The sequence below is a fragment of the Paenibacillus sp. FW126-R14 genome (assembly GCF_058789495.1).
In genome coordinates, this window is sequence record NZ_JBYTBS010000078.1 from 1 (window position 1) to 22,112 (window position 22,112).

Annotated in this window: 23 protein-coding genes; 4 read left to right on the top strand and 19 right to left on the bottom strand. The window is 49.3% G+C overall.

The window, feature by feature from the left end; translation table 11 throughout:
• Window positions 1–395: 395 nt before the first annotated feature.
• A complete protein-coding gene (locus tag AC3WRW_RS30145) occupies window positions 396–1,265 on the bottom strand; it encodes a nucleotidyltransferase-like protein (RefSeq protein ID WP_492549905.1) in 870 nt (289 codons plus the stop codon).
• Between the two features lie 122 nt (window positions 1,266–1,387).
• Between AC3WRW_RS30145 and AC3WRW_RS30150 the strand changes: the two genes are divergently transcribed.
• The gene (locus AC3WRW_RS30150) at window positions 1,388–1,792 is read left to right on the top strand and encodes a YgzB family protein (RefSeq protein WP_492549906.1); all 405 of its coding nucleotides are present in this window, start codon (window positions 1,388–1,390) and stop codon (window positions 1,790–1,792) included.
• Window positions 1,793–1,847: 55 nt separating this feature from the next.
• Here AC3WRW_RS30150 and AC3WRW_RS30155 read toward each other — a convergent pair whose 3' ends face one another.
• The 15 genes from AC3WRW_RS30155 to AC3WRW_RS30225 form a co-directional block, all read right to left on the bottom strand.
• Window positions 1,848–3,560, bottom strand: a complete 1,713-nt coding sequence (locus AC3WRW_RS30155) for a glycosyl hydrolase family 18 protein (RefSeq protein WP_492549907.1) — start codon at window positions 3,558–3,560, stop codon at window positions 1,848–1,850.
• A 124-nt stretch (window positions 3,561–3,684) separates the two neighbouring features.
• Window positions 3,685–4,119 (bottom strand): peroxide-responsive transcriptional repressor PerR, encoded by a 435-nt coding sequence (perR, locus tag AC3WRW_RS30160; RefSeq protein WP_492549908.1) that lies wholly within the window; start codon window positions 4,117–4,119, stop codon window positions 3,685–3,687.
• A 97-nt stretch (window positions 4,120–4,216) separates the two neighbouring features.
• Complete coding sequence (locus AC3WRW_RS30165; RefSeq protein WP_492549909.1) at window positions 4,217–4,801, bottom strand: DUF6677 family protein; 585 nt, start codon at window positions 4,799–4,801, stop codon at window positions 4,217–4,219.
• Between the two features lie 23 nt (window positions 4,802–4,824).
• Complete coding sequence (locus AC3WRW_RS30170; protein ID WP_492549910.1) at window positions 4,825–5,133, bottom strand: hypothetical protein; 309 nt, start codon at window positions 5,131–5,133, stop codon at window positions 4,825–4,827.
• The gene (locus AC3WRW_RS30175) at window positions 5,084–5,686 is read right to left on the bottom strand and encodes an RNA polymerase sigma factor (RefSeq protein WP_492549911.1); all 603 of its coding nucleotides are present in this window, start codon (window positions 5,684–5,686) and stop codon (window positions 5,084–5,086) included. Before AC3WRW_RS30175 ends, AC3WRW_RS30170 begins: the two co-directional genes overlap by 50 nt.
• A gap of 61 nt (window positions 5,687–5,747) precedes the next feature.
• Window positions 5,748–6,455: an MgtC/SapB family protein gene (locus AC3WRW_RS30180; RefSeq protein ID WP_492549912.1), complete on the bottom strand. Its 708-nt coding sequence runs from the start codon at window positions 6,453–6,455 to the stop codon at window positions 5,748–5,750.
• A 51-nt stretch (window positions 6,456–6,506) separates the two neighbouring features.
• Window positions 6,507–6,989: a GNAT family N-acetyltransferase gene (locus tag AC3WRW_RS30185; protein ID WP_492549913.1), complete on the bottom strand. Its 483-nt coding sequence runs from the start codon at window positions 6,987–6,989 to the stop codon at window positions 6,507–6,509.
• 74 nt (window positions 6,990–7,063) lie between these two features.
• Window positions 7,064–8,515 (bottom strand): Asp-tRNA(Asn)/Glu-tRNA(Gln) amidotransferase subunit GatB, encoded by a 1,452-nt coding sequence (gene gatB, locus AC3WRW_RS30190; protein ID WP_492549927.1) that lies wholly within the window; start codon window positions 8,513–8,515, stop codon window positions 7,064–7,066.
• 33 nt (window positions 8,516–8,548) lie between these two features.
• Window positions 8,549–10,006 (bottom strand): Asp-tRNA(Asn)/Glu-tRNA(Gln) amidotransferase subunit GatA, encoded by a 1,458-nt coding sequence (gatA, locus tag AC3WRW_RS30195; RefSeq protein WP_492549914.1) that lies wholly within the window; start codon window positions 10,004–10,006, stop codon window positions 8,549–8,551.
• Window positions 10,007–10,034: 28 nt separating this feature from the next.
• The gene (gene gatC / locus AC3WRW_RS30200) at window positions 10,035–10,322 is read right to left on the bottom strand and encodes an Asp-tRNA(Asn)/Glu-tRNA(Gln) amidotransferase subunit GatC (RefSeq protein ID WP_492549915.1); all 288 of its coding nucleotides are present in this window, start codon (window positions 10,320–10,322) and stop codon (window positions 10,035–10,037) included.
• Window positions 10,323–10,476: 154 nt separating this feature from the next.
• Entirely contained in the window at window positions 10,477–11,766 is a 1,290-nt protein-coding gene (locus tag AC3WRW_RS30205) for a TolC family protein (RefSeq protein WP_492549916.1), read from the bottom strand.
• Between the two features lie 24 nt (window positions 11,767–11,790).
• Complete coding sequence (locus AC3WRW_RS30210) at window positions 11,791–13,011, bottom strand: ABC transporter permease (protein ID WP_492549917.1); 1,221 nt, start codon at window positions 13,009–13,011, stop codon at window positions 11,791–11,793.
• On the bottom strand, window positions 13,008–14,282 hold the full coding sequence (locus AC3WRW_RS30215; protein WP_492549918.1) for an HlyD family secretion protein: 1,275 nt from the start codon (window positions 14,280–14,282) through the stop codon (window positions 13,008–13,010). Before AC3WRW_RS30215 ends, AC3WRW_RS30210 begins: the two co-directional genes overlap by 4 nt.
• Before the next feature lie 36 nt (window positions 14,283–14,318).
• Window positions 14,319–14,888, bottom strand: coding sequence for a TetR/AcrR family transcriptional regulator (locus AC3WRW_RS30220; protein WP_492549919.1), 570 nt, complete (start codon window positions 14,886–14,888; stop codon window positions 14,319–14,321).
• Between the two features lie 142 nt (window positions 14,889–15,030).
• A complete protein-coding gene (locus AC3WRW_RS30225) occupies window positions 15,031–15,411 on the bottom strand; it encodes an ATPase (RefSeq protein ID WP_492549920.1) in 381 nt (126 codons plus the stop codon).
• Window positions 15,412–15,575: 164 nt separating this feature from the next.
• On the opposite strand from AC3WRW_RS30225, the gene AC3WRW_RS30230 reads away from it, so the two are divergent.
• Together AC3WRW_RS30230 and AC3WRW_RS30235 are read left to right on the top strand one after the other, a co-directional pair.
• Window positions 15,576–15,860 carry a DUF3817 domain-containing protein gene (locus tag AC3WRW_RS30230; RefSeq protein WP_492549921.1) on the top strand — a complete coding sequence of 95 codons (285 nt, stop codon included), beginning with the start codon at window positions 15,576–15,578 and terminating at the stop codon, window positions 15,858–15,860.
• Window positions 15,861–16,028: 168 nt separating this feature from the next.
• Window positions 16,029–17,429, top strand: a complete 1,401-nt coding sequence (locus AC3WRW_RS30235) for an MATE family efflux transporter (protein ID WP_492549922.1) — start codon at window positions 16,029–16,031, stop codon at window positions 17,427–17,429.
• A 78-nt stretch (window positions 17,430–17,507) separates the two neighbouring features.
• Here AC3WRW_RS30235 and AC3WRW_RS30240 read toward each other — a convergent pair whose 3' ends face one another.
• From AC3WRW_RS30240 to tkt, 3 genes are all read right to left on the bottom strand, one after another.
• Window positions 17,508–17,999, bottom strand: coding sequence for a NanQ anomerase/TabA/YiaL family protein (locus tag AC3WRW_RS30240; RefSeq protein WP_492549923.1), 492 nt, complete (start codon window positions 17,997–17,999; stop codon window positions 17,508–17,510).
• Between the two features lie 114 nt (window positions 18,000–18,113).
• Window positions 18,114–18,770 carry a fructose-6-phosphate aldolase gene (fsa, locus tag AC3WRW_RS30245; RefSeq protein ID WP_492549924.1) on the bottom strand — a complete coding sequence of 219 codons (657 nt, stop codon included), beginning with the start codon at window positions 18,768–18,770 and terminating at the stop codon, window positions 18,114–18,116.
• Between the two features lie 31 nt (window positions 18,771–18,801).
• On the bottom strand, window positions 18,802–20,832 hold the full coding sequence (gene tkt, locus AC3WRW_RS30250) for a transketolase (RefSeq protein ID WP_492549925.1): 2,031 nt from the start codon (window positions 20,830–20,832) through the stop codon (window positions 18,802–18,804).
• A gap of 114 nt (window positions 20,833–20,946) precedes the next feature.
• Here tkt and AC3WRW_RS30255 point away from each other — a divergent pair, with 114 nt between their 5' ends.
• Complete coding sequence (locus AC3WRW_RS30255) at window positions 20,947–21,837, top strand: LysR family transcriptional regulator (protein WP_492549926.1); 891 nt, start codon at window positions 20,947–20,949, stop codon at window positions 21,835–21,837.
• Window positions 21,838–22,112 lie beyond the last annotated feature (275 nt).

Sequence of the window (22,112 nt, forward strand, 5' to 3'; positions counted from 1 at the left end):
GCGTTCGTCCTGAGCCAGGATCAAACTCTCCATAAAAGAAAATCTGACTTGCTCATTTGACTTGCTAGCGAGATTTTACAATCTCTTTTATAGTCGATTGCTCGACTGTGCTTACTCACTCGTTGTTCAGTTTTCAAAGATCAATTTCTTTCTTTTTTTCGTCACCCGTTTAGCGGCGACTTTTATAATATATCACATCTAGGCCAATCAATGCAAGCTTTTTTTATTTTTCTTTTTTCTTGCTTCGCTTAACACCTTGTACTTCATTAGCTTATCGTGTGAACCGTTTTTAGCGGCGAGAGTTAATTTATCATAGAATTCCATTCAAAGTCAAGCAATAAATTTAAAATAAAAAAAGAACCAGAATAACATCTGATTCTCACTACATTTTACCGTTATACGCTTGTATATCGCAGCTCGATTTCTGAAGCTTCTTCATCGAAAAGAACAGCTACTTCTTTGATCAAACCTTTTTTGACGAGCTTGTTTAGCAAGAGCGGCAGCTCTGTTTTTATTTCTAATAATTGAGCATGCTGTTGAAGTTCATCCGAACTCAGCGCCTTATCGTTTTCTTTGAGCACTTGAATAAATGCTTCGCAGCATCTCTCCATTTTGGACATAACCGAAAATTCACAGGCAAGCAAGACAAGCTGAACCCGTTGTTTCAACGTCTCCTTGCTCATCGTCAATTCCTCATACAGCTTGTACACCCCTGGATTGATCGCGCGAATCTGCCTCCATACGGTAATTTCCGGATGATAGCCGTCCTCAATAATGACAATGCGGGCCCAGTGATGCAAAGCTTCTAAAACATTATTATAGGCATCGAGCAAATGATCATCGAGGATATACTCTTTGCTTTGAAGATATTTGCGCAGAAAAAGAGAGAACTCAACAAGAAGCTTATGCTCACGCAGATCAGCCGGGAATTCAAGTATGCGATGGCGCAGCCCTTCTAAATACGTATTGTGATCCAGAAGTATCTCCCCTTTTAGCAGCCAGTGAAGGATATTTCGGTTATGACCTTGACGTATCCATTGTTCAATGGAGGAGGGATCAACCCACCTTTCTTGTATCCGAGAATCGTCTCTTATATAATTAGCAGTATGATTGTTCAGGCTCAGGTCGTTCGTAACGATAAGCAGAAGTGTATCAAAGCCATCTGTCAGTGAGGGAAGTTGCTTAGGATTATCTACCGCCATGACGCTAATGATCCGCTTGTCATTTCGGAACTTAAGCAAAAACTGCTCTTTATCGATTCCCATGGGTGTCCAAAGCTCCTGTCTCCAATTGTTTATATCTTATTTCTACAACACAAGAGGAGTTTCCTGCTGTATTCTGTGACAAATCATACAAAACTGATAGCAAATTATGGGGGGAACAACACGTGCGTTTCAGATCAAGTAAAGTTAACGAATTTCGCTTGTGGGGTCTTGCGCTAACGATGGGCGGCATGCTGCTTATGATTATAGGTTTAGCGGGGGTCGTTTTTGACTGGGGAAAAGCAGGCCGTATCATTGCTGTCATCTTTATGATTATCGGGATGGTTTCCATGTTGGTTAGTATGGGCATCTACTTCTGGGCTGGCATGCTCTCCACGTCAGCGATTTCTCTGGATTGTCCGGAATGCGGAAGAAGAACGAAAATGCTGGGGAAAACGGATCGCTGCATGTTCTGCAAAACGATACTCACTGTCGATCCTCAGTTCCAGCCGACAGCCGAGAACGAAACTGCCGCCGGACAAGCCGTTCCAATCGAACCGAACAGAGATCATGAGCATAAGCCTCATTGAGCGCATAAGATCAGAAAAAGCCGTTCCCTTATTCAGGGTTCGGCTTTTTCTGATTTTACGGCGAGGCCGGCGATAATCCATCCTGGATCACTTTCCACATCGACGATTGCTCAAAGCCTCTTCGCCAAGTGGCCACTCCGGCCAAATCGTACTTTTTGACGAGATCCAGCCGCGCTTTGATCGAGGTCTCATCCTCCAGCCAAATGCGGATAAGCTTGTCGCCGTCTTTGTACTCCACATAGTTTTGTCCGGTATCCGGCAGAAACACAGGGGTTAGCTTTTTATCTTTGATGATGGCCTGAGCGGCTTCCATGGTTAACGTTTTGGAAGTGGCCGTCAGTTTGCCGTTTTTCATCTCTTCTGTCCATTGCCGCGTATAAAATGGCACGCCCAATACCAGTTTGGAAGGCGGAACCTTATCCGTGTTCAAAATCTGAGACACGGAACGTTCCGTCCATGGCAATGAGGAGACGGAGCCTGACTTCGGACTGGTCGCCCAGTATTCGTCATAGGCCATGACCATCATATAATCAACCACTTCGGCAAGTGCCGGACGGTCATAGAACACCGACCACATCTCATTGGTCGATTTCGGCGTTACATCAATGGACACGGCTAGGCCTTGTTCATGCATAAAAGGCGTCATTTCCCGGACGAATTGGACGAGATTATCTTTATCTTTGAGATAAACGTTTTCGAAATCGATATTGATGCCTTGCAATTTATACGTCTGAGCAAACCCAAGCAATTGTTTGATCACTTTCATACGGCGATCATAGGTCGATAACACTTTATTGGTCACATCAGGATCAAAACCGTTGCTGAATAACGCCCAAACCTGATAATCGCGGGATTGCGCCCATTTGACGTAAGACGCGTCGGCTAAGTTTTTCAGGCGTCCTTCTCCGTCAGCCAGCGAGAACCAAGTCGGACTGACGACTTGCAAGCCCGGCATATCGCCAAGTTTGGTTGTGTCGGGATTTTTGGAAATCACGTGTTCCCAAGTCATATTCAACTTACCGGCAGGAGGCTTCCAAGGCACATAGGTTGATGTTTGCTCCTGCACGGGAATCGTTTCTTCATGATCGAACGTAATGTCCGATTTACGAACATAGCCAATCTGTCCGGTTTGCTGCTGGACGCGATACCATTCACCCTCTTCCCCAAGCAGCATCACCTGCTCATCTACCGCAAGACTGGAGATAAACGGCGCTTTAATCGAGGCAAAGGTACGCAGCTGCGCTTCTTTGGAGGCCGTATGCTTACCCCATTCGAGCACTTCCCCTTTTTTAAATAACAGGACGGCGCCCGACTTCTCAGATTCCCTGATCTCAAAAGGATACAACTCGCGCAGCGGCTCTATAGGCACATAAATGTCGTTTCCTTTCTTCTCAACCGGAAAAGACAGGGTAATCGGCTTCTCGTTCATCAAGGCCGAAAGTTCAGTCGTTTTTAACCGCAGCACTTTATCTTTGGTTGTGATGATGACGGAATCACTGCTTTTTTCATATATGATAGAAGGGTCGATCCACTCTTGAATGAGCTCGAGAGGAAGCTTCAGTCCCTCTTTTTCACCAATCGCGCTTAACTTATAATAATTCCCTTGATAAAAGACCGGCTTGCTTAATTCATGATATTCGGTATCTACTTTCGTACGATTCGGTGCAAGCTGCTCCCATACGTAAGATGCCGCCCCCGCGGCGAACATACCGATAAACAGCGAACAAATAAGGAGAATTTTCTTTGACGATCTTTTGCGCTGCTGCAAGTTTTCACTTCCTTTATGCGATATAAAAAGAAAAAAACGCGCTCTCACCTCCCGTTAGTACGAGAAAGTTCGATCACGTTTTATTATACAACATAGATACAGGTTATGAGGAATTCTGCGAAAGTTAATGCTTTGTAACCCCTGCGCAATCCGGGCAGACACCATAGACCTCTAACCGATAACCGCCAACTTGGAAACCGGTTTGTCCGGCAGCGGTATTCTCAATATCATGAAGAGGCGGGTATTCAAAGTCCGCAATCTTGCCGCATACTTCGCAAACCGCGTGGTAATGATCGGTCATATCCGCATCAAAGCGACTCGAGCTGTCTCCATAAGTCAGTTCCCGAACGAGTCCCGATTCAATAAAAACTTTAAGATTATTGTAAACAGTCGCTACGCTCATGTTAGGAAATTTGGATTCAAGGGACTTGTAAATATCATCTGCTGTCGGATGCGTCATGGAGTCCAGCAAATAGGACAAAATCGCATGACGTTGAGGCGTCATTCGAACACCTGTTGTTTTCAATTTAGCTAAAGCCTGTTCTAATTGTGCTGCCATGTAACACACCACCCGCTGTTAGTCAATAAAACCTTACATTACATTGTACGTGTGGTCATTCCCTTTTGTCAATGATGGTTGATGGATTCAGAGCAGGTCAGTGCTTATTTTTACGTGAATCAAGGACATAAAGGGCCAAACCTCCAAGAACGAGGGCAATAGACCCCATATACGAGCCCATAAAATCAAAGAGTCCGGTAACCCACCGCGGCTTATTGCTCAAAAGAAAGAACAGCACACCGGCCACGACGAGAAGCACGCCCATGTTGGTGCCTTTGATCAGCTTCTGCAAAGGATCTTGGAACTCATGGTCGTAAGACCCTGCAACATCCCCCAGATCATTGCGCCGGTTCACATAATCCGTAATTTGAAGAGCATCAAAGAGGTTATAGAAATAAATTACTGGAATAAACAAAGCAAACAGGGTAACCGCCGGTACGCTTGTATGCTCCTGAGAGGCTAGCGATGTAATGATAAAGATATCCAGGATCAACATCATCATCAGAAATACGCCGCGCTGCATGAGCCCTAAGTAAAAATGTCCGATTCCCGGGACAATGAACGCTAATACCCCTGCAACCCACTTGCGCTTCCTAGGCATAGGAAAATAAGGCGCATAGTTCGGATAAGAAGAATCCGTTGTATACGGGGGGATATGCGAACTGTCTTTTGGTATATGCATGTGAAAGGCCTCCGATCCTCTTGTCATAATCGCTCAGATAAATGCTGCAAATACGTTGTGATCTTAATGATCCCCAAATCAATAGTCATGATTTTGTGGATGATGCCCGATTGGAAAAGGAGCGCGGTTGCTGCCGTTGCAACGAAGCCGTTGAGCCAAGCTTTCCGTCGGTACATCTGAACGCCCGCTTGCGGCTGGGGAATCTCATCCGTTTGGACAGCGCGCATGATACGTTCCGTCAGCAAGGGGCTTGGTTCATGCAGCGGCAGCTCGTCTAACAGCTTATTTAGGCGCTGCGTGAGCCGGATGTCTTCCTGCTGTTTGGGATTCATGCGAGTTCACCTCCAACCATTTTTCTTTGAGCATCGCTTTTCCACGGTATAGTCTGGTTTCGAGCGTTTTCAGGGGCAGCCCTGTAGCTTCGGACATCTCTTGATAAGAAAGCTGCTTATAATGATACAGAAACATAATTAATCTGTACTTGTCCGGAAGCTCGGATAACAGCCCCTGCATCCGTTCTTGCTCATCTTTCAACAGCGCGATTTCTTCGGGCTGCTCCCTGCTGTCCGTAAACCAGCCCTTCATCTTATCGAGCAGCGCTTCATAGGGCTTGCGCTTCTGTGAACGCCGAAAGTCAGTCACCAGATTCGTCGTCATGCGGTATAACCAAGTCGTGAACTTCGCATCCCCTCGGAAATGGGATAAGGAGCGGAACAGCTTGACGAACACATCCTGGGTTAAGTCTTCAGCAGTTTCCTTATGCCCTACCATTCGGTAGATAAGCGTATAAATATAGCTTTTGTGCCGCTCTACCAATACGCGATAAGCATCGGAATGACCTTGACGGACCCGGTCGATCAGCTGCTCATCCGTCAAATTGTCCATGCCCTGCCTTCCCCCTTTCATTTCGTCTTAACACTTAGACGCTTTTCGCGGAAGGACCCCTTCAATTCTTACTTTTTTCCACGGTAACGCCGCTAACGCCTTCGATTTGGTTGATGCCTTCCAGCACGGAGACGATGATGGACGGCTTAGGAATGGTCACATGAAATGTAATTTGAACGTGATTCGGCTTATTCGGATTATCTTGCTCCTCTAATGTAATTTTGCGAATATCCACTTTCTCTTTGCCTAAAAGGGTAGTGATCAGGCCGAGTGTTCCCGGTTGGTCGACTGCCTGAATTTTGAGAATGCGTATTTTCTTCCCGTTAAAAAACTTATGTTCCACTTTGTTCAGAATCCACAAGGAAATTAGCACCATGAAGCAGGCCAAAACGGCCGGATAATAAAATCCTGCCCCGACCGCAAGCCCAATTCCCGCCACGACCCAAAGGGATGCCGCAGTCGTCAGTCCCGTAATGGACCGCCCGTTAAAAATAATCGTCCCGGCGCCCAGGAAACCGATCCCGCTGATAACTTGCGCCGCTAGACGCGACGGATCGAGACGAACATTGACTTCATTGACAAAAGCGCTAAATCCATACATGGAAAGCAGCATGACCAAAGCCGACCCCACACAGACCAAAATATGCGTGCGAAGCCCTGCGGCGTGAGAGCTCACTTCCCGTTCAAACCCGATTAAACCGCCAAGAAAAAGCGCCAAAACCAGCCGTATGGTCACATGAACTTGATCGATGACCCATGGATTACTCATAAGGAACAGCCTCCTTCTAGACGTGGAGAGTTAATTGTATGATATAAAGCGTTAACGGCTTGCCGCCGGCCGCTCAAAGGTGGTTAAAGACACGCCGGGAGGAACGGTGAATACCCGCTTCGCTGTAAAGTCAAAGCTTTGATACAGCTGGATAGCCGGTAAATTGTCCGTACCGGTTGAGACGACAAAAAGCTTCGCGCCATTATTTTCTTGATCTTGTAGTATATGCTGCAGCAAAGCTCTAGCAATTCCGCGCCGAAAATAATCCGGATGGACCATCATCCGGCAGATCGTAATAACGCAGCCTTCACGGGAGTAGGAAATGGCGCCAACCAATTTGCTCTCATCTGCCTCATGAACGTAATAGCCGTAGAACGTTTCCTCTGCCTCGCGAATGGACTGGATGCCATCCTTTAGCGGAGGGATGTCATCGAAGCCGATCAGATCCGCTTCCACGCGGTAAGAAGCGATTTGTAGCGCCAACAGATGCAAAATATCTTCATTGGTATGTAAGGAAAGCGGCTGTATGGTCATGCAGGAAGCCTCCTCGATCGTAGTTATTATGTAAAAAAAAGTGGCGACCGCCAAGGGTTCACCACTTTACTTTATCATTTGCTGTTCAGGCACTCCAGAATTAATTTGTTGACCAGTCCTGGATTTGCTTTGCCTTTGGTTTCTTTCATTACTTGTCCGACCAAGAAGCCAACGGCTTTCTCTTTACCGGCTTTGAAATCGGCAACCGATTGCGGACTGTTGTCAACAACTTGTTGGACAACAGCTTTAATAGCGCCCTCGTCGCTGATCTGAACGAGCCCTTGCTCTTCCACGATCTTCTGCGGCTCTTTACCGGATTCGATCATTTCTTTGAATACGGTTTTGGCGATTTTGTTGGAAATCGTCCCTTTTTCGATCAGGCCGATCATTTCGCCTAAGCCCTTGCCTGTCACTTTGACATCTGCAAGTTCAAGATTGTTCGCATTCAAATAACCGAGCAGATCGCCCATGATCCAGTTCGAGACGGCTTTGGCATCCTGCGTAAAGTTAAGGCTCTCTTCGAAGAAGTCAGCCAGTTTCATAGAAGAAGTGATGACGTCGGCATCATAGCTCGGCAAGCCGTACTGGCTGCTGTATCTCGCTTTGCGCGCATCAGGCAGCTCAGGGATCGTGGCTTTGACGCTTGCTATCCAAGCATCGTCGATATAGAGGCTGACGAGATCCGGATCCGGGAAGTAGCGGTAATCGTGCGCATCCTCTTTGCCGCGCATCGAGAGCGTCTTGCCCTGCCCGTCATCCCAGCGGCGCGTTTCCTGCTCGACTTCGCCGCCGCTGCGGAGAATGTCCGCTTGACGGTATTCCTCGTACTCCAGTCCTTTCAGTACGCCGCGGAACGAGTTCATGTTCTTCAGCTCGGCTCTCGTTCCGAACTTCTCCTGTCCGAATGGACGCAAGGAGATGTTCGCGTCGCAGCGCATCGAGCCTTCCTCCATTTTCACATCGGACACGTCGCAATAGATCATAATCGCTCTTAGCTTTTCCAAATAGGCTCTGGCTTCCTCAGGCGAACGCAGATCGGGCTCGGACACGATCTCGATGAGCGGCGTACCCGCGCGGTTCAAGTCAACGAGCGAGGCATATCCGCCATCCACGTGAGTCAGTTTGCCCGCATCTTCCTCCAAGTGAACGCGAGTCACGCCAATGCGCTTGGTTTCGCCGTTCACTTCGATGTCAACCCATCCGTTCAAACCGATCGGCTGATCGTATTGGGAAGTTTGATACGCGTCCGGAGAATCCGGATAAAAATAGTTTTTGCGGTCAAATTTGCTATGCGTAGAAATGGTGCAATTCAACGCCATAGCCGCTTTCATGGCATATTCTACCGCTTGGCGGTTCAGCACGGGCAGAACGCCCGGGTGTCCTAAACAAACGGGACATGTATTCGTATTCGGAGGTGCACCGAATGAAGTTGCACAACCGCAAAATATTTTGGATGCGGTATGAAGCTCAACGTGAACCTCAAGACCGACGACCGTTTCATATTGGGTATCTGTTGCCGACAAAATAACTGCCTCCTTCGTTACTCATGAACTATGAACCTACAATTGCGGGCGCTGCTTATGGTGATCAGTATGCTGCTCGAAAGCGTGGGCTACACGCAGAAGGGTAGCTTCATCCAGCGCTTTGCCGATGACCTGCAGGCCAACCGGAAATTCGTTCACGAATCCGCAAGGTACGCTAATCGCAGGAATCCCCGCCAAGCTGACCGGAATGGTCATGATGTCGTTCAAATACATCGTGAGCGGATCGCTGCTTTGCTCGCCGATTTTGAAAGCCGGCGTAGGCGCCGTCGGCCCGATGATGATATCGTATTTCTCAAACACTTGATCGAAATCCTGCTTGATCAATGTGCGGACTTGTTGAGCTTTCAAGTAGTATGCGTCATAGTAGCCTGAGCTTAGCGCATACGTGCCAAGCATAATGCGGCGCTTGACCTCAGGGCCAAAACCTTCGCTGCGGGACAAGTGATACAAGTCCAGCAGGTTGTTGGCGTTATCCGAACGAACGCCGTAGCGAATACCGTCAAAACGGGCGAGGTTCGAGGACGCTTCCGAGGACGCAAGCAAATAATACGTCGCAACGGCATACTCGGAATGCGGTAGGGACACTTCTTCCCACACAGCGCCTAAGCCTTCAAGCACTTTGAGCGCCTCCAGCACTTTCTCTTTAACCGCAGGGTCGATGCCTTTGCCCATGTATTCTTTCGGTACGCCGATGCGCAGCCCTTTGACATCTCCTGTCAATGCGCTGAGGTAATCAGGGATGTCCACTTTCGCAGAAGTGGAGTCTTTCGCATCGTAGCCCGCGATAGCTTGCAGCAGGTAGGCGGAGTCTTCGACGTTCTTCGTCAGCGGCCCGATTTGATCGAGCGAGGACGCGAACGCGACGAGACCGTAGCGGGACACAAGGCCGTACGTCGGCTTCAGCCCGACGATGCCGCAGTAAGCCGCCGGCTGGCGAATCGAGCCGCCAGTGTCGGAGCCCAGCGAGAAGTACACCTCGCCTGCCGCAACGGCTGCAGCGGAACCCCCGCTGGAGCCGCCTGGCACATAATCCGTGTTCCACGGATTATGGGTCGGATGAAAGGCGGAGTTCTCGTTCGAGCCGCCCATCGCAAACTCATCCATGTTCAGCTTGCCGATGGTCACGGTTTGAGCGTTCTTCAGCTTGCTGACAACGGTAGCGTCATAGATCGGGTTGTAATTCGATAAAAACTTGCTGGCGCAAGTCGTTCTTAGTCCTTCGGTGACCATGTTGTCCTTGATCCCGATAGGAAGACCGAATAAGTCGCCACGCGCATGGCCGCTCGCGAGCTGCTCGTCCAATTTGGCCGCAGCTTGTCTCGCATTCTCTTCATCTAAGGTAAGGAAAGCGCGAACCTTGCTTTCCACTTGCCCAATTCTTGTATAGGATTGATCCACGAGATCGGCAACGGTAATCTCTTTGCCTTGAAGCTTCGCGTGAATTTGTTGTAGGTTTAGATCAAACAAAGACAACGACAGGCACTCCCTTTCATATGGTTCTCTATTCTAAAACAGCCGGAACTTTGAATTGCCCGTCTTCTTGATCGGGTGCGTTCGCCATGACTTTCTCAATCGGCAGCGACGGCGTAACGACGTCTTCCCGCATCACGTTGACTAACGGCATGGCGTGGCTCGTTGGAGCAACTCCTTCCGTATTCAAACCGTTCAACTGCTCTGCATATTTTAAAATGGCATTAAGCTGTCCGGTAAACAGTTCTTTCTCATTCTCGCTTAGATCGAGTCTAGCCAACTTTGCGACATGATCGACATCTTTTCTGGTAATGCTCAAGTTTTCTACACCCCTTTGATCGGCATTTAGTCATTCTTTTCATTATATCCCAGATAATTTGTGAACTCAATCCAGAAATAACCACAGCTCCCTTGCGGCAAAGGTTCCGGGGAACCCCTGCGAATAAGGAACTGTGGTTATTGAGGAAAATTATTTATTGGATGAATCCTGTATCCATGGCCTTCGCTTTTTCATTCAGCACATAGTATTTGAGCTTGGCTGCGGCCAGCGACGTTTCGTTCTGATCCACTTTTAGCTGAAACTTGTTCAGATCATGTTTGGAGATGACGCCTACGTCGTACCGAAATTTCATTTTCTGCAAATCCGCCTGCACGTCAGTCAGATTCCGCTGCTCCGTAAGGACTGCGGTATATGCATTTTTGGCATCGTTATACGTAGATTGGATTTTTTTCGTCAGTTCGAGCTTCGTTTGCTCGTTCTTCTGGCCGGTGATCGCCAAATTAACGCCCAAATACGTCTCCCCGTAAGTGTTCTGGGTTACTGTATGCCCCGTTTCCCATACCGCTTCGTCCATGTTATTGCCGGAAGCTTTCATTTGGTACGAGGATTTCAATAAAGTCATCGTGTCCGTTTCTGCGACGGGCTGGACCGAAATAGCGTCAATATCTTTAAGCACTAAGTTAGGATCATAAGAAATTCCGATATCGGTCGAAAGCTGCACAAGCCCTAAGCGATAATTGTTCAGCAAAACAGCGGTATCGTCCTTCTGCTTGTTAATGGCCTTCTGCGCCGTCAGCACATCCTCCGAGGAGGCCAAGCCCTGCTGCGAGAGCAGCGTTGCGCGCAGCAGCTCCTTCTCCATCACGCCTTCGTACTTGTTCATGAAAGCAAGCTGCTTTTGCTGGCCCAACAGCTGCACGTATTGCGCGATCGTTTGCAGGCGAATGCCGGCTTTCGCTTCATCGGTTTGCAGCAGCGAATTGCGCTGATCGGTCCCGAGCTGATGCGCCGCCGTTCTCATTTGCGCCCGTTGGGAGGAAATGATCGCGTTCATGCCCCCGGCAAGAGCGCCCATTCCCTGCATCATCTGGTTCATGGCATTATTTTGCATCACAGTCCAGGCAATATCGGTTGGATCTGTAAGATTAGGCAGGAGCGGATTTCCCGTATTGGTGACCTCCGCAGGTGTGCTTGGCAGGTGACCCGGCGTCAAAGATGCCGAACCCATGGCATCCATTTGCTCCTCAAGGTCCCCTTTTTTGCTGCCTTGGGCGGCATATTTGAGCGTGAGCATCGCCAGGTTATGGGAATCTTTCAGCGCTTTATTCAGCACATAATCCAAATCAACGGAGGAAACGGTTTCCAGGATATCCACGTTCACGTAAACATTTTGATCGGGATCCTGAACCGAATCCGCGTAAGCCAAGACTGAGCTGGAAAGGAGTAACATAGCTGTAGAGAAACTTATGAGCGTTTTTTTCAAAAAAATCGCTTCCTTCCTTAAAGGTTATACGGTGAGATTGGTGCCGGACGACAGTGCAGGCTGAGCAGCGGATGCTTTCTTTTTCGAAAAGACAACAAAACGCGTTAACAGCATCGCAATGAAATACGTCAGAGCTCCAGTGAAAATAAGTGCGACGCAATCATGCCAAATGACCGAGAAATCATTCCCCTTCACGAACACATTGCGCACCCCGTCCAGGAAATACGTGAGGGGCAGCATGTGGCCGAACACCTGCAGCGCTTTAGGCATTGCCTCGAACGGCCAAGTGAAGCCCGAAAGCATGAAAGACGGCACAGCGATAAGCATGGCGGTTTGCGTAGCCCCGAGCTGATTGCCCGAGAACAAGCTGATGAGATAACCGATCCCGCTGACCGCAAAGGTAAAGCTAAGAATAATCGCCAAACCGACAAGCAAGCTGCCGTACATCGGCGCGCCGAAGGCATATAAAGCAATAACAAAGGTGACGGACGTGTTGAAAAGATTGATTAAGAAATAAGGGGCCGTCTTCGCGTACGCGATGCGCCACGGGTTTCTTTTCCAAGCCTCAAAACGCTGCCACGTACCCGCATCTTTCTCCCTTGTAATCGTTAAAGCAATACCGAGAAATAACACTTGCTGCAAAATAGCGCCAACAAGACCGTACAGCATAAAGTCACTGTAGTTAAACGTAGAGTTATACATAATGCGATACCGGTACGGAATCGGCGAAAGAGTGTTCATGACCTGCTCGTTCTGGAGTCCTTGCTGCATTTGCAGCTTTTTCTGCGAGAATCCCATGCTGAACGTCGTAATCACTTCGTTCGCGCCTTTGGTTGCCGAGTTCGAGATCATCATATTGCTGCCGTCAATCAGCGTAAGGAGCGGCAGCGTCTCGCCATGCTTCAGCTTTGCTTCAAAATTCGAAGGAATAATGAGACCCACCTTTGCTTCCCCTGTCTCCAGAGCCCGCTTCACTTCTTCTTCCGAGTGATACTCCTTCTTAATCTCGAACGTCTCGCTCTGCTCGAAAGCTTGAATGATCTGACGGCTGAGCGGGCTCTGGTCTTCATCGATCACTACTGTCGCCATCTCCGTCACTTTGTGGTGGACGTAAATAGAACCGAAAAGCACGGTATACATGACCGGAACGAAGAACAAGATCAGAAAAAGACGCCGGTCCTTCAGAATGTGCATCCATTCTTCCGTTATCAGCTTGCCAATCCGAAGATCCATCTCTTTCATCATCCTTCCGTTTTACCGTTCCATTGCAGGGTCATGCCGGTCGTGGCCGTGTCTGGCAATGTGCCTAGTTCGATTTTGATTCCAAAGGAACGGATATCCGTTTCACCTGAGGTTTGGGTTGCTTTCTTAATGGCAAAATCCGGCGCTGCCGCCACGTTCGTTACGGTACCTACGACTTTCTCGCCCGTTGATACCATCGTCATGCTGATTTTGTTCCCTGCTTTAAGTCCGGCAATCGACGTTTCCGGCAAGTAAAACTTTGCCCAACGCTTCTCTGACGATTCCATAGAAAAAACGGGGAACCCTGAGCCCACAAGCTCGCCGACTTGCGCGGATTGGGACAATACGACCCCGTCCGCCGGTGCCAGCAGCTCGGTATAGCTCAAATAAGTCTCTGCTTCCAGCTGAGCGGCTTGCGCTTGCTGTTCGCCGGACTGCGCGGATTTGACCGCACCTTGGGCTTGCTGTGCAGCTGCGTCCGCTGCGGCAACATCGCCTTGTCTTACCTTCACCGTCCCGCGGTTAGCTTCAGCCAGCTTCAAAGATGCTTGCGCTTGCTCAAGCAGCGCTTCCGCTCCGCGAATCTCCTCCTCGCGCGGCCCCTGATTCGCCATGTTCAACTGCTGCTGCGCCAGATCGCGCTTGGTCTTCGCTTCTTCGTAGCTGACCTTCACTTTGTCTACGTCCGCTTGCGAGACAAGGCCTTGCGCCAGCATCGCATTCATCCGGTTCAAATTCTGCTCGGCGATCGCATACACTTCGGAAGCCGCCTGAAATTGAATCTCGGCCTGCTTCTTCTCTTCCGGGCGCGCGCCGTTCTTCAGCGCATCCACCTTCGCTTGCGCGGCGTTCACCGCAGCTTGGGCCTGTGCGACCTGCTGCTCGGCGGTATCCGCCGTCACGTTCACGCCCGCAATGCCCTGCTGCTTCTTCGCTTCCGCTGTAGCCGTCGCGCCTTGCGCTTCCGCGATTTTGCCTTGAGCTAGCGCGACAGCGGCTTTGGCCTGCGCAACCTTCGCTTCAATCTCGGCGCTCTGCAGACGGGCAAGCACCTGCCCTTTTTTCACCGTATCCCCTTCTTTCACAAGGATTTCGGTAACTCTGCCGCCTACCTTAAAGCTGGCGCTCACCTCGTTCGTTTCTATATAAGCCGTAGGATGCACTTGATTCACGGCATCGGTTTGACTTGTAGCTGACTTGGTCGTAAGCAGAAAGGCACTGGTGCCAATGACGATGGCCATAGCCGAATAAACCATTGGTCGAATAAAACGCATAAAAAGATCCCTCCACAAAATAATAAAATTAATCCTTTACTGATTTAAGAAATTGCCAAAGTACACTTGCAGCAGCTTCAAAATTTTCTCGTCGGTCAAAGGCTCATTCTGCTTCTCCCAATCGAACACTAAAGCCACGTACAGCTTGAATAAAATAAAAGCCGTCATCTTCGGCTCGCAATTTTTCATCGTGCCGTTATGTACCGCACGCTCGATATGTTCAGCTATGAACTGAACAACTTCCGTCTCAATGCTGGCCATGGCCTCGATCGTCACCGTGCTGCCGAATTGCTGCACCTCGTGAGCCAGTTGAATAAGCATTTCATGCTCCTTGCGAAAAACGAGAACGCCATAGAGCGCGCTGTGAATTTTCTCAAACGACGTCGCTCCCTCCGCGATCGCTTTCTCGGCGACTGCCTTCATTTCAGCGATTAACGACTGGATAATTTCATGCAGAAGCTCTTCTTTATTGGCAAAAAACGTATAGATCGTCGCTTTGCCGACACCGGCGATCTTGGCGATTTGATCCATCGTCGTACCTTTGTAACCGAATAGAGAAAATGACTTTTTCGCTGATTCCATAATTAACTTTTTCTTGGCATCCATTCGCGCACCTCAGAACTAAAATACTAAAATAGTTTTGTGTTCGGTTATTAATGTACCACCATTTGCCGAATTTATCAACCGTTCGCTGTGAAAAAAGAAAAAACCCGCTGTTTCAGCGGGTTTCTGTGACATGTATAATGGATTAAATCCAAGCCTTCAGGCCGATTTGTTTAATGAAATCTTCTCTGGACTGCACTTCTTTGTCCCGTTCTTTCTCCGGCTCCGGACTTGCGCCGCCGTTCATCACTCTTCGGAACAGCTCTTCGTTCTTCGTAGCCAGCGCGAAATCGATCAACGCTTCTTTCTCGATTTGTGCCGCTTCCTGCTCAAGAAGCACTTCTTCAAGCTCTATATCCGAAGCAGGTACGTAATAGTGCTTATTGTCTTTCGGCACGCGAATAACGTAATCGAAAATATTATCGCTATTCCGGTCGTAAGCAATGATATATCCATATCCGCCGATTGGCAGGTTCTGTTCTAAACAATCTGCAATAAAGATGACTCTCTCACCAAGACGAAGCATCTGATTTCCCCCTACCTCTATGAAGCTATTGTTACACTATTCCTATTATCCTACTAAAAAAACTAGGTTGTGTCCAATTGAAACACATTGTTCATACTCCATACATATTTCTTTTCTAAAATAGTCTAAATTAATAAATTATAAGTCTAAGGGAGATGCACCTATTGCTAAAAAGATCTCTGAACACCTTGCGTTACGTTGGTTGGGCTGAAGGAATCTCATTTCTGATTTTGTTAGGCATTGCCATGCCGCTCAAATATGCCTTTGATTTGCCTCAAGCCGTCATGGTTGTCGGGATTACACACGGGTTTCTATTCGTTCTCTACCTTTTATCCATTGCTTGGGTTACGCTTCTGCATCGTTGGTCTATCGGGCGCGTGCTGGGAGCTTTCCTGGCCGCCTTTATTCCTTTTGGTCCTTTTATTCTGGAGCGCCGCATATTGAAATAGCCCACTCTTGCAAATGCATGCAATCATTCCAATAGGGTTATCCTACAAGCTGTTCAAGCAGACTCGTGGGATAGCCCTTTTGCGCAAAATTTTAGGATAGAGGAAGGAACTGGTATAGTAATAAAAGAAAAAGAGATGGAGGCAAGTCAGACACACAGGAGGGTAACAATGCGTGAAAGCGGGAACACATCTGCTGCGAAAGCAAGACCTTCACTAACGGAAGGTCCGATTACTAAAACGTTAATCTTATTTTCATTGCCAATTCTGCTAGGTAACGTGCTTCAAACGCTTAATGGCTCTATCAATGCCGTGTGGATCGGCAAATATCTCGGCGAAGGCGCTCTCGCGGCAACCTCGAATGCCAACATCATCATGTTCTTTTTAATGAGCTCCATCTTCGGATTCGCCATGGCAGCCGTTATCTTGATTGGACAAAATCTAGGCGCGAAAAAGACCCATGAGGCCAAAAAAGTCGTCGGCACCAGTACGGTCTTCTTTTTCATTCTATCTATTATAGTGGCCGCATTTGGATTGCTATTTTCCACTACCATCTTGACATGGATGAATACGCCCCCGGATGTGAAGGACCTTGCGGTTACCTATACGCGGATTATTTTTGCCGGTGTTCCGTTCATGTTCGGTTTTAATCTGATTATGGCGATACTGCGCGGTTCCGGCGATGCGAAGACGCCTTTTTACTTCTTGCTGCTATCCGCCATACTGGATGTCATCCTGAATCCTATTTTAATTGACGGGATCGGTCCTTTTCCGAAAATGGGCATTGCCGGCTCGGCCGTTGCCACCTTCATCGCTCAATTGATCAGCTTCGTGCTGCTCATTATGTATTTGTATCGTAAAAAATATTTTCTGCGGATTACCAAAGATGATATTCCGCTGCTGCGCATCGATTGGATGATCATTCGCACCTTGATTCAAAAAGGGGTACCCATGGGCTTAAACATGGTCGTCGTATCCGTCAGCAATTTATTGCTCGTGCATCTCGTAAATTCGTACGGCTCCGAATCAACGGCGGCCTTCGGCATTGCGATGCAAATCTCCAGCTATGTGCAGATGCCGGCGATGGCCATTGGCGGAGCCGTTACCTCGATGGCCGCCCAGAACATCGGCGCCGGCAAGTGGGACCGGGTAAACCGCATTACTTGGACCGGCGTTGGCGTCAATATTGCGATGACAGGCTTGATCGTCGCCTTGTTGACACTGTTCAACCGCGAGGTCGTCTCGCTGTTCCTTCCGCCGGAAGGGAAAGCGATTGCGCTTGGCGTACACATCAATAATTTAACGTTGTGGTCGTTTATCATTTTTGGCGTCTTTAACGTCGTGGCGGGTGTCGTCCGTTCTGCCGGCTCCGTGGTGTTCCCGCTTGTCGTAGCCTTTATTGCGCTGCTGCTGGTCCGCATCCCTCTCGCTACGCTGCTCTCCCACAAATACGGATTTGACGTGATCTGGTGGAGCTTCCCTGTCAGCTTCAGTGTAGCGGTAACGCTGAATCTGCTCTATTACCGGTTTGGCAAATGGCGGGAAGCCAGAATGATGCCGGGCAAAGCTTGATAAAAATAGAAGGACTGTCCTAAAGTTGTTGATAACTTGGGCGGTCCTTTTTGATTTATGTAGTTCCGCCACCCTTTTTTAAAGCTGCAGCAGGTCTTTGTGTACTTTAACTACGATCTTCTTGTTAGCGCTCGCCTCGGTAATGGAGCAGTTCGGCCGGTGAATATCCGACGGAAAGCATACCGCGAACATGCCTGGTTTCAAAAGAATGCCTGTCTCGTGCTGGGCAGGATCCGTTTCGTAGAATGCGATATCATGGGAATCGAATTTGTTATCGATCACTTTCGCGTCCGGATGCAGCTTGTAGAAACAAATTTTCTCTTCGCCGCTGACCAGAAACTGAATATCCGTATATACCTTGTGGGATTCCGGCAATTGTTCCTCCGCAGGACAGGTAACAACTTCCTGTACGTTGGCAAACATCAGATGGCCGTTATCGCCTTCCAAATCGTATCTCCCGGCCTCAGCCTCAGCCAAATTGCGGCTCACAATGTAATCGATCCCCCGCCCTATCGCCGGAGGCCACAGATGGCGCTCTTGTTCGAAATGTTTTAAATCGCTAATAATCATTTGAAACGGTCTCCTTCGATGCATGAAATAGAATAATAATCCTACAAGTACTATAGTCTATATCGAGAAAAAAGACCCGCTTTATACAAAGCGAATCTTTTAACTCAAAGGGTATTAGAACGTTTTTTGATTTGCGCCTTCCCAGTCGGCCAAGAACTTCTCAATACCCGCGTCAGTAAGCGGATGTTTGCTCATGGATTCGATAACTTTGTAAGGCACCGTTGCAATATGGGACCCTGCAAGCGCGGCTTCAATCACGTGTGCGGAGTGACGGACGCTGGCAGCGATAATTTCGGATTTGATGTTGTGTACTTGGAAAATTTGGCTGATTTCCTTGATCAGGTTCATCCCGATTTGGTTAATATCGTCCAAACGTCCGATAAATGGCGAAACAAATGTTGCGCCTGCGCGCGCAGCAAGCAGCGCTTGCGTCGAGGAGAAGATCAACGTGACGTTCGTTGGAATTCCCAATGCTCTGAATGCGCTGGTCGCTTGAAGGCCATCGAGCGTCATTGGCAGCTTGATGACGACATTCGGGCTAAGCTCAGCCAGCTTTTTCCCTTGCTCCACCATTTCATCTGCTTTCAAGGAAACAACTTCAGCGCTAATCGGAACATCACCGACGATGGAGATGATTTCTTTCACGGTTTCGAAGAAATCTCTGCCTTCTTTGGCAATAAGCGAAGGATTGGTCGTTACGCCTGCAACTACACCTAAAGCGTGTGCTTTGCGAATTTCTTCTACATTGGCTGTGTCGATAAACAATTTCATTCTGTATCCCTACCTTTTCTCCCTCTGCGGGTTAATCTTGGAAATACTTCTGTTTGATTTGTTGTACGATTGCTTCGGCCGTAAAGCCATATTCACGAATGACGCGATCTGCCTTCGCGGATGCTCCGAACTTGCGGATGCCCACGACGAAGCCTTTGCCTCCCGTAATGTCTTCCCATCCGGCAGGATATGCCATCTCGATAACGACATTTGCTTTTGCATTCGGATGAAGAACCGCCTGCTGCACGTCCAAAGATTGCTGCTCAAACAGCTCACGGCTCGGCATGGAAATGACATTTGCACCAATTCCATATTGCTCCAACTGTTTCTTCACGTCAAGTGCCAAGGCGACTTCGGAACCTGTTGCGATGAGCTGAACATCCGGCGCTGCTCCAGAAGCGGCCTCAGCCAATACGTAAGCGCCTTGATGAATATGGGCATAAGCAAGCTGATCCGTGCCAGGCAGTACCGGCAAGTTTTGACGGGACAAGGCAAAGACGAACGGGCCTTCTTTGGCTTGCATGACGTACTCCCAAGCCGCTGCCGTTTCGTTCGCGTCCGCAGGACGGAACAGCGTCAGATCCGGAATCATCCGCAGGGACGGGATCTGCTCGATCGGTTGATGCGTCGGGCCGTCCTCGCCGACAGCGATGCTGTCGTGCGTGAACACGTACGCAACAGGCAGCTTCATGAGCGCGGACAAACGGATCGCACCGCGCAAGTAATCGCTGAACACGAGGAACGTACCGCCGAAGACGCGCAGTCCGCCGTGCAGCAGCATGCCGTTCAGCGCTGCGCCCATGGCGAATTCCCGGACGCCGAACCAGAAGTTGCGGCCGCTGTAGTCCGCGGCGCTGAATGCCGCAGCGTCGTTCAGCATGGTGAAGTTGGAACTCGCCAGGTCGGCCGAGCCGCCCACCAGCTGAGGAACCCGCTTCGCCAAGCCGTTAAGCACTTTGCCGGACGCGGTGCGCGTCGAGATAGCGCCGCTCTCCGGTGTAAAACGCGGCACATCGGCATTCCAGTCCGCCGGAAGGTCGCCGCTGCTTGCAAGCTCGAACTGCTGAGCGAGCTCGGGATAAGCAGCCTGATAGCTGCTCCACAGGAGCTCCCAGCCTGTTTGGGCTTCTGCGCCCAGCTGCTTGAAGTGAGCGAAGTGCTCGTAAACCTCAGCCGGAACGTGGAAATCCGGCTCCAGCGGCCAGCCCAGCGCCTGCTTCGTCAGGAGCAGCTCTTCTTTGCCGAGCGGCGAGCCGTGCGTGCCGCCGTGGCCGCCTTTGCCGGCTTTGTTCGGGGAACCGTAGCCGATCGTTGTTTTGATCTCAATCAGCGTCGGACGGCTTGTGTCCGCCTTGCCTTCTGCGATTGCGGCGGAAATCGCCTCGACATTGTTTTGCTCCTCTACGCGCAGGTACTGCCAGCCGTAAGATTCCATTCGTGTCTTCACGTTCTCGGAGAAAGACATGTTCAAATCTCCGTCAAGCGAAATGTCGTTGGAATCATAAAGCACGATTAGCTTACCCAATTTCAAGTGTCCAGCCAAGGAAGCAGCCTCCGAAGAAACACCTTCCATCAAATCGCCATCCCCGCAAATCGCATACGTATAATGATCGACAATCGGGAAGTTCGGTTTATTATAGATCGCAGCTTGATGCGCTTCAGCTATCGCAATGCCGACAGCCATCGCTACGCCTTGGCCAAGCGGCCCTGTAGTAGCTTCTACGCCAACAGTATGGCCGAATTCCGGATGTCCGGGCGTAAGGCTGCCCCACTGGCGGAATTCTTTGATGTCTTCCAGTGTTAAACCATAACCGCTCAAGTGCAGCAGGCTGTATAGCAGCATCGAGCCATGTCCGGCTGAAAGCACGAAACGATCGCGGTCCACCCATTTGGCATCGGCAGGATTATGTTTGAGATGCTGTGTCCATAGGGCATAGGCCATAGGAGCGGCACCCATCGGCATGCCGGGATGACCCATCGCGGCTTTCTCGACAGCGTCAATCGTCAGTGTGCGAATGGTGTTGATGCTTAACTCTTCAATACCAACAGTTGTCTGATTCAAAAGAGGACCCCTCCATCAATTGGTTGATTTTTGTTGCTGATACTCTTTATTATAAGGATAGTTAGAGCATTCAAATAATTGATAGTTTCAATACTTGCTATAGAGGGTGTCTATATGGTGAATTTTGAGCTGTATAAAGTGTTTTATTTGACCGCGCGATCAGGCTCCTTATCCAAAGCAGCCAAAGAGCTGTATATTACTCAGCCGAGCGTCTCCCATTCCATCAAGCTGTTGGAGGAATGCCTGGGGCTTCAGCTCTTTGCCCGTACGTCCAAGGGTGTGGAGCTTACGAAGGAAGGTTCTGTGCTGTACTCTTATATTGAGCAGGCGTACAACTTTATTTCGCTTGCCGAGGAAAAACTGAGCGAGCTTCGTAATTTCTCAAGCGGGGAAATTAAAATCGGCGGCAGCGACTCCTTGTGCAAGCACTACCTCCTCCCTTTTTTGGAAGCGTTTCACGAACAGTATCCGCATGTCCAGATTAATTTGGTACACGGTACGACGCCGGAAATCGTGAAGCATTTGAAGGAAGGCAAAATCGATATCGGTATCGTGAGAACCCCCATACATGACGAGCAGCTGCAGGTGCGCGAAGGGATCACGATCCAAGACTGCTTTGTTACGGGGCCAAAATACCGGGAGCTTACGCTGAAAAAGGCAACCCTTGCCGATCTGCTGGAATACCCGGTCATTTTGTTTTCCAGCAACAGCTCCTCGCGCAAGTTCGTCACGCGTCTGTTCAGCGATCACGGCTTGCAGCTGGAGCCGGAAATCGAGCTGGGCAGCGTGGATTTGCTGATTGAGTTCGCGAAGATCGGCTTCGGCGTCTCCTTCGTAACGAAGGAGTTCGTCGCGAAGGAACTCGCCGAGGGCAGCTTGTTTGAAGTGAACTTGGATGTTGCGATCCCCTCGACGAAGATCGGCATTATTACTTTGCGGAATATGCCTTTGTCGACCGCCGCCGCTGCTTTTATTGCCAAGCTGGAAAAGCCTGCGCTGGCGTGAAATGGAAAGACCGTCTTGGCTGCCTTTTGCCAGACGGTCTCTTTGTATGTTGTATGTTGTACTTTGTGCAACATTATGGCTGTTTTTTCGTTTTCAGCCCTTTCTATGTTGCACATTGTGCAGCATTAAGGGCTGAAATCGGCAGATTTCGGGCCAACTGGGCTGAAATGATTGTACTTTGTACAATATAGCCCGGGATTGCAGGGGGTAGATGGCTTTTTTGTTGTAGAAAGTGCAACATTGGCAAGCGGGGTGGTGGGGGCGAGCAATAAGGA

Bases quoted from the DNA above. Each gene is read 5' to 3' on its own strand.
- AC3WRW_RS30225 (WP_492549920.1), bottom strand. From the start codon at position 15,411: ATGCTTCGTCTTGGTGAGAGAGTCATCTTTATTGCAGATTGTTTAGAA.
- AC3WRW_RS30210 (WP_492549917.1), bottom strand. From the start codon at position 13,011: ATGATGAAAGAGATGGATCTTCGGATTGGCAAGCTGATAACGGAAGAA.
- AC3WRW_RS30255 (WP_492549926.1), top strand. From the start codon at position 20,947: ATGGTGAATTTTGAGCTGTATAAAGTGTTTTATTTGACCGCGCGATCA.
- perR (WP_492549908.1), bottom strand. From the start codon at position 4,119: ATGGCAGCACAATTAGAACAGGCTTTAGCTAAATTGAAAACAACAGGT.
- AC3WRW_RS30220 (WP_492549919.1), bottom strand. From the start codon at position 14,888: ATGGATGCCAAGAAAAAGTTAATTATGGAATCAGCGAAAAAGTCATTT.
- AC3WRW_RS30235 (WP_492549922.1), top strand. From the start codon at position 16,029: ATGCGTGAAAGCGGGAACACATCTGCTGCGAAAGCAAGACCTTCACTA.
- AC3WRW_RS30215 (WP_492549918.1), bottom strand. From the start codon at position 14,282: ATGCGTTTTATTCGACCAATGGTTTATTCGGCTATGGCCATCGTCATT.
- AC3WRW_RS30165 (WP_492549909.1), bottom strand. From the start codon at position 4,801: ATGCATATACCAAAAGACAGTTCGCATATCCCCCCGTATACAACGGAT.
- AC3WRW_RS30175 (WP_492549911.1), bottom strand. From the start codon at position 5,686: ATGGACAATTTGACGGATGAGCAGCTGATCGACCGGGTCCGTCAAGGT.
- AC3WRW_RS30145 (WP_492549905.1), bottom strand. From the start codon at position 1,265: ATGGGAATCGATAAAGAGCAGTTTTTGCTTAAGTTCCGAAATGACAAG.
- fsa (WP_492549924.1), bottom strand. From the start codon at position 18,770: ATGAAATTGTTTATCGACACAGCCAATGTAGAAGAAATTCGCAAAGCA.
- AC3WRW_RS30180 (WP_492549912.1), bottom strand. From the start codon at position 6,455: ATGAGTAATCCATGGGTCATCGATCAAGTTCATGTGACCATACGGCTG.
- AC3WRW_RS30240 (WP_492549923.1), bottom strand. From the start codon at position 17,999: ATGATTATTAGCGATTTAAAACATTTCGAACAAGAGCGCCATCTGTGG.
- AC3WRW_RS30185 (WP_492549913.1), bottom strand. From the start codon at position 6,989: ATGACCATACAGCCGCTTTCCTTACATACCAATGAAGATATTTTGCAT.
- AC3WRW_RS30170 (WP_492549910.1), bottom strand. From the start codon at position 5,133: ATGAATCCCAAACAGCAGGAAGACATCCGGCTCACGCAGCGCCTAAAT.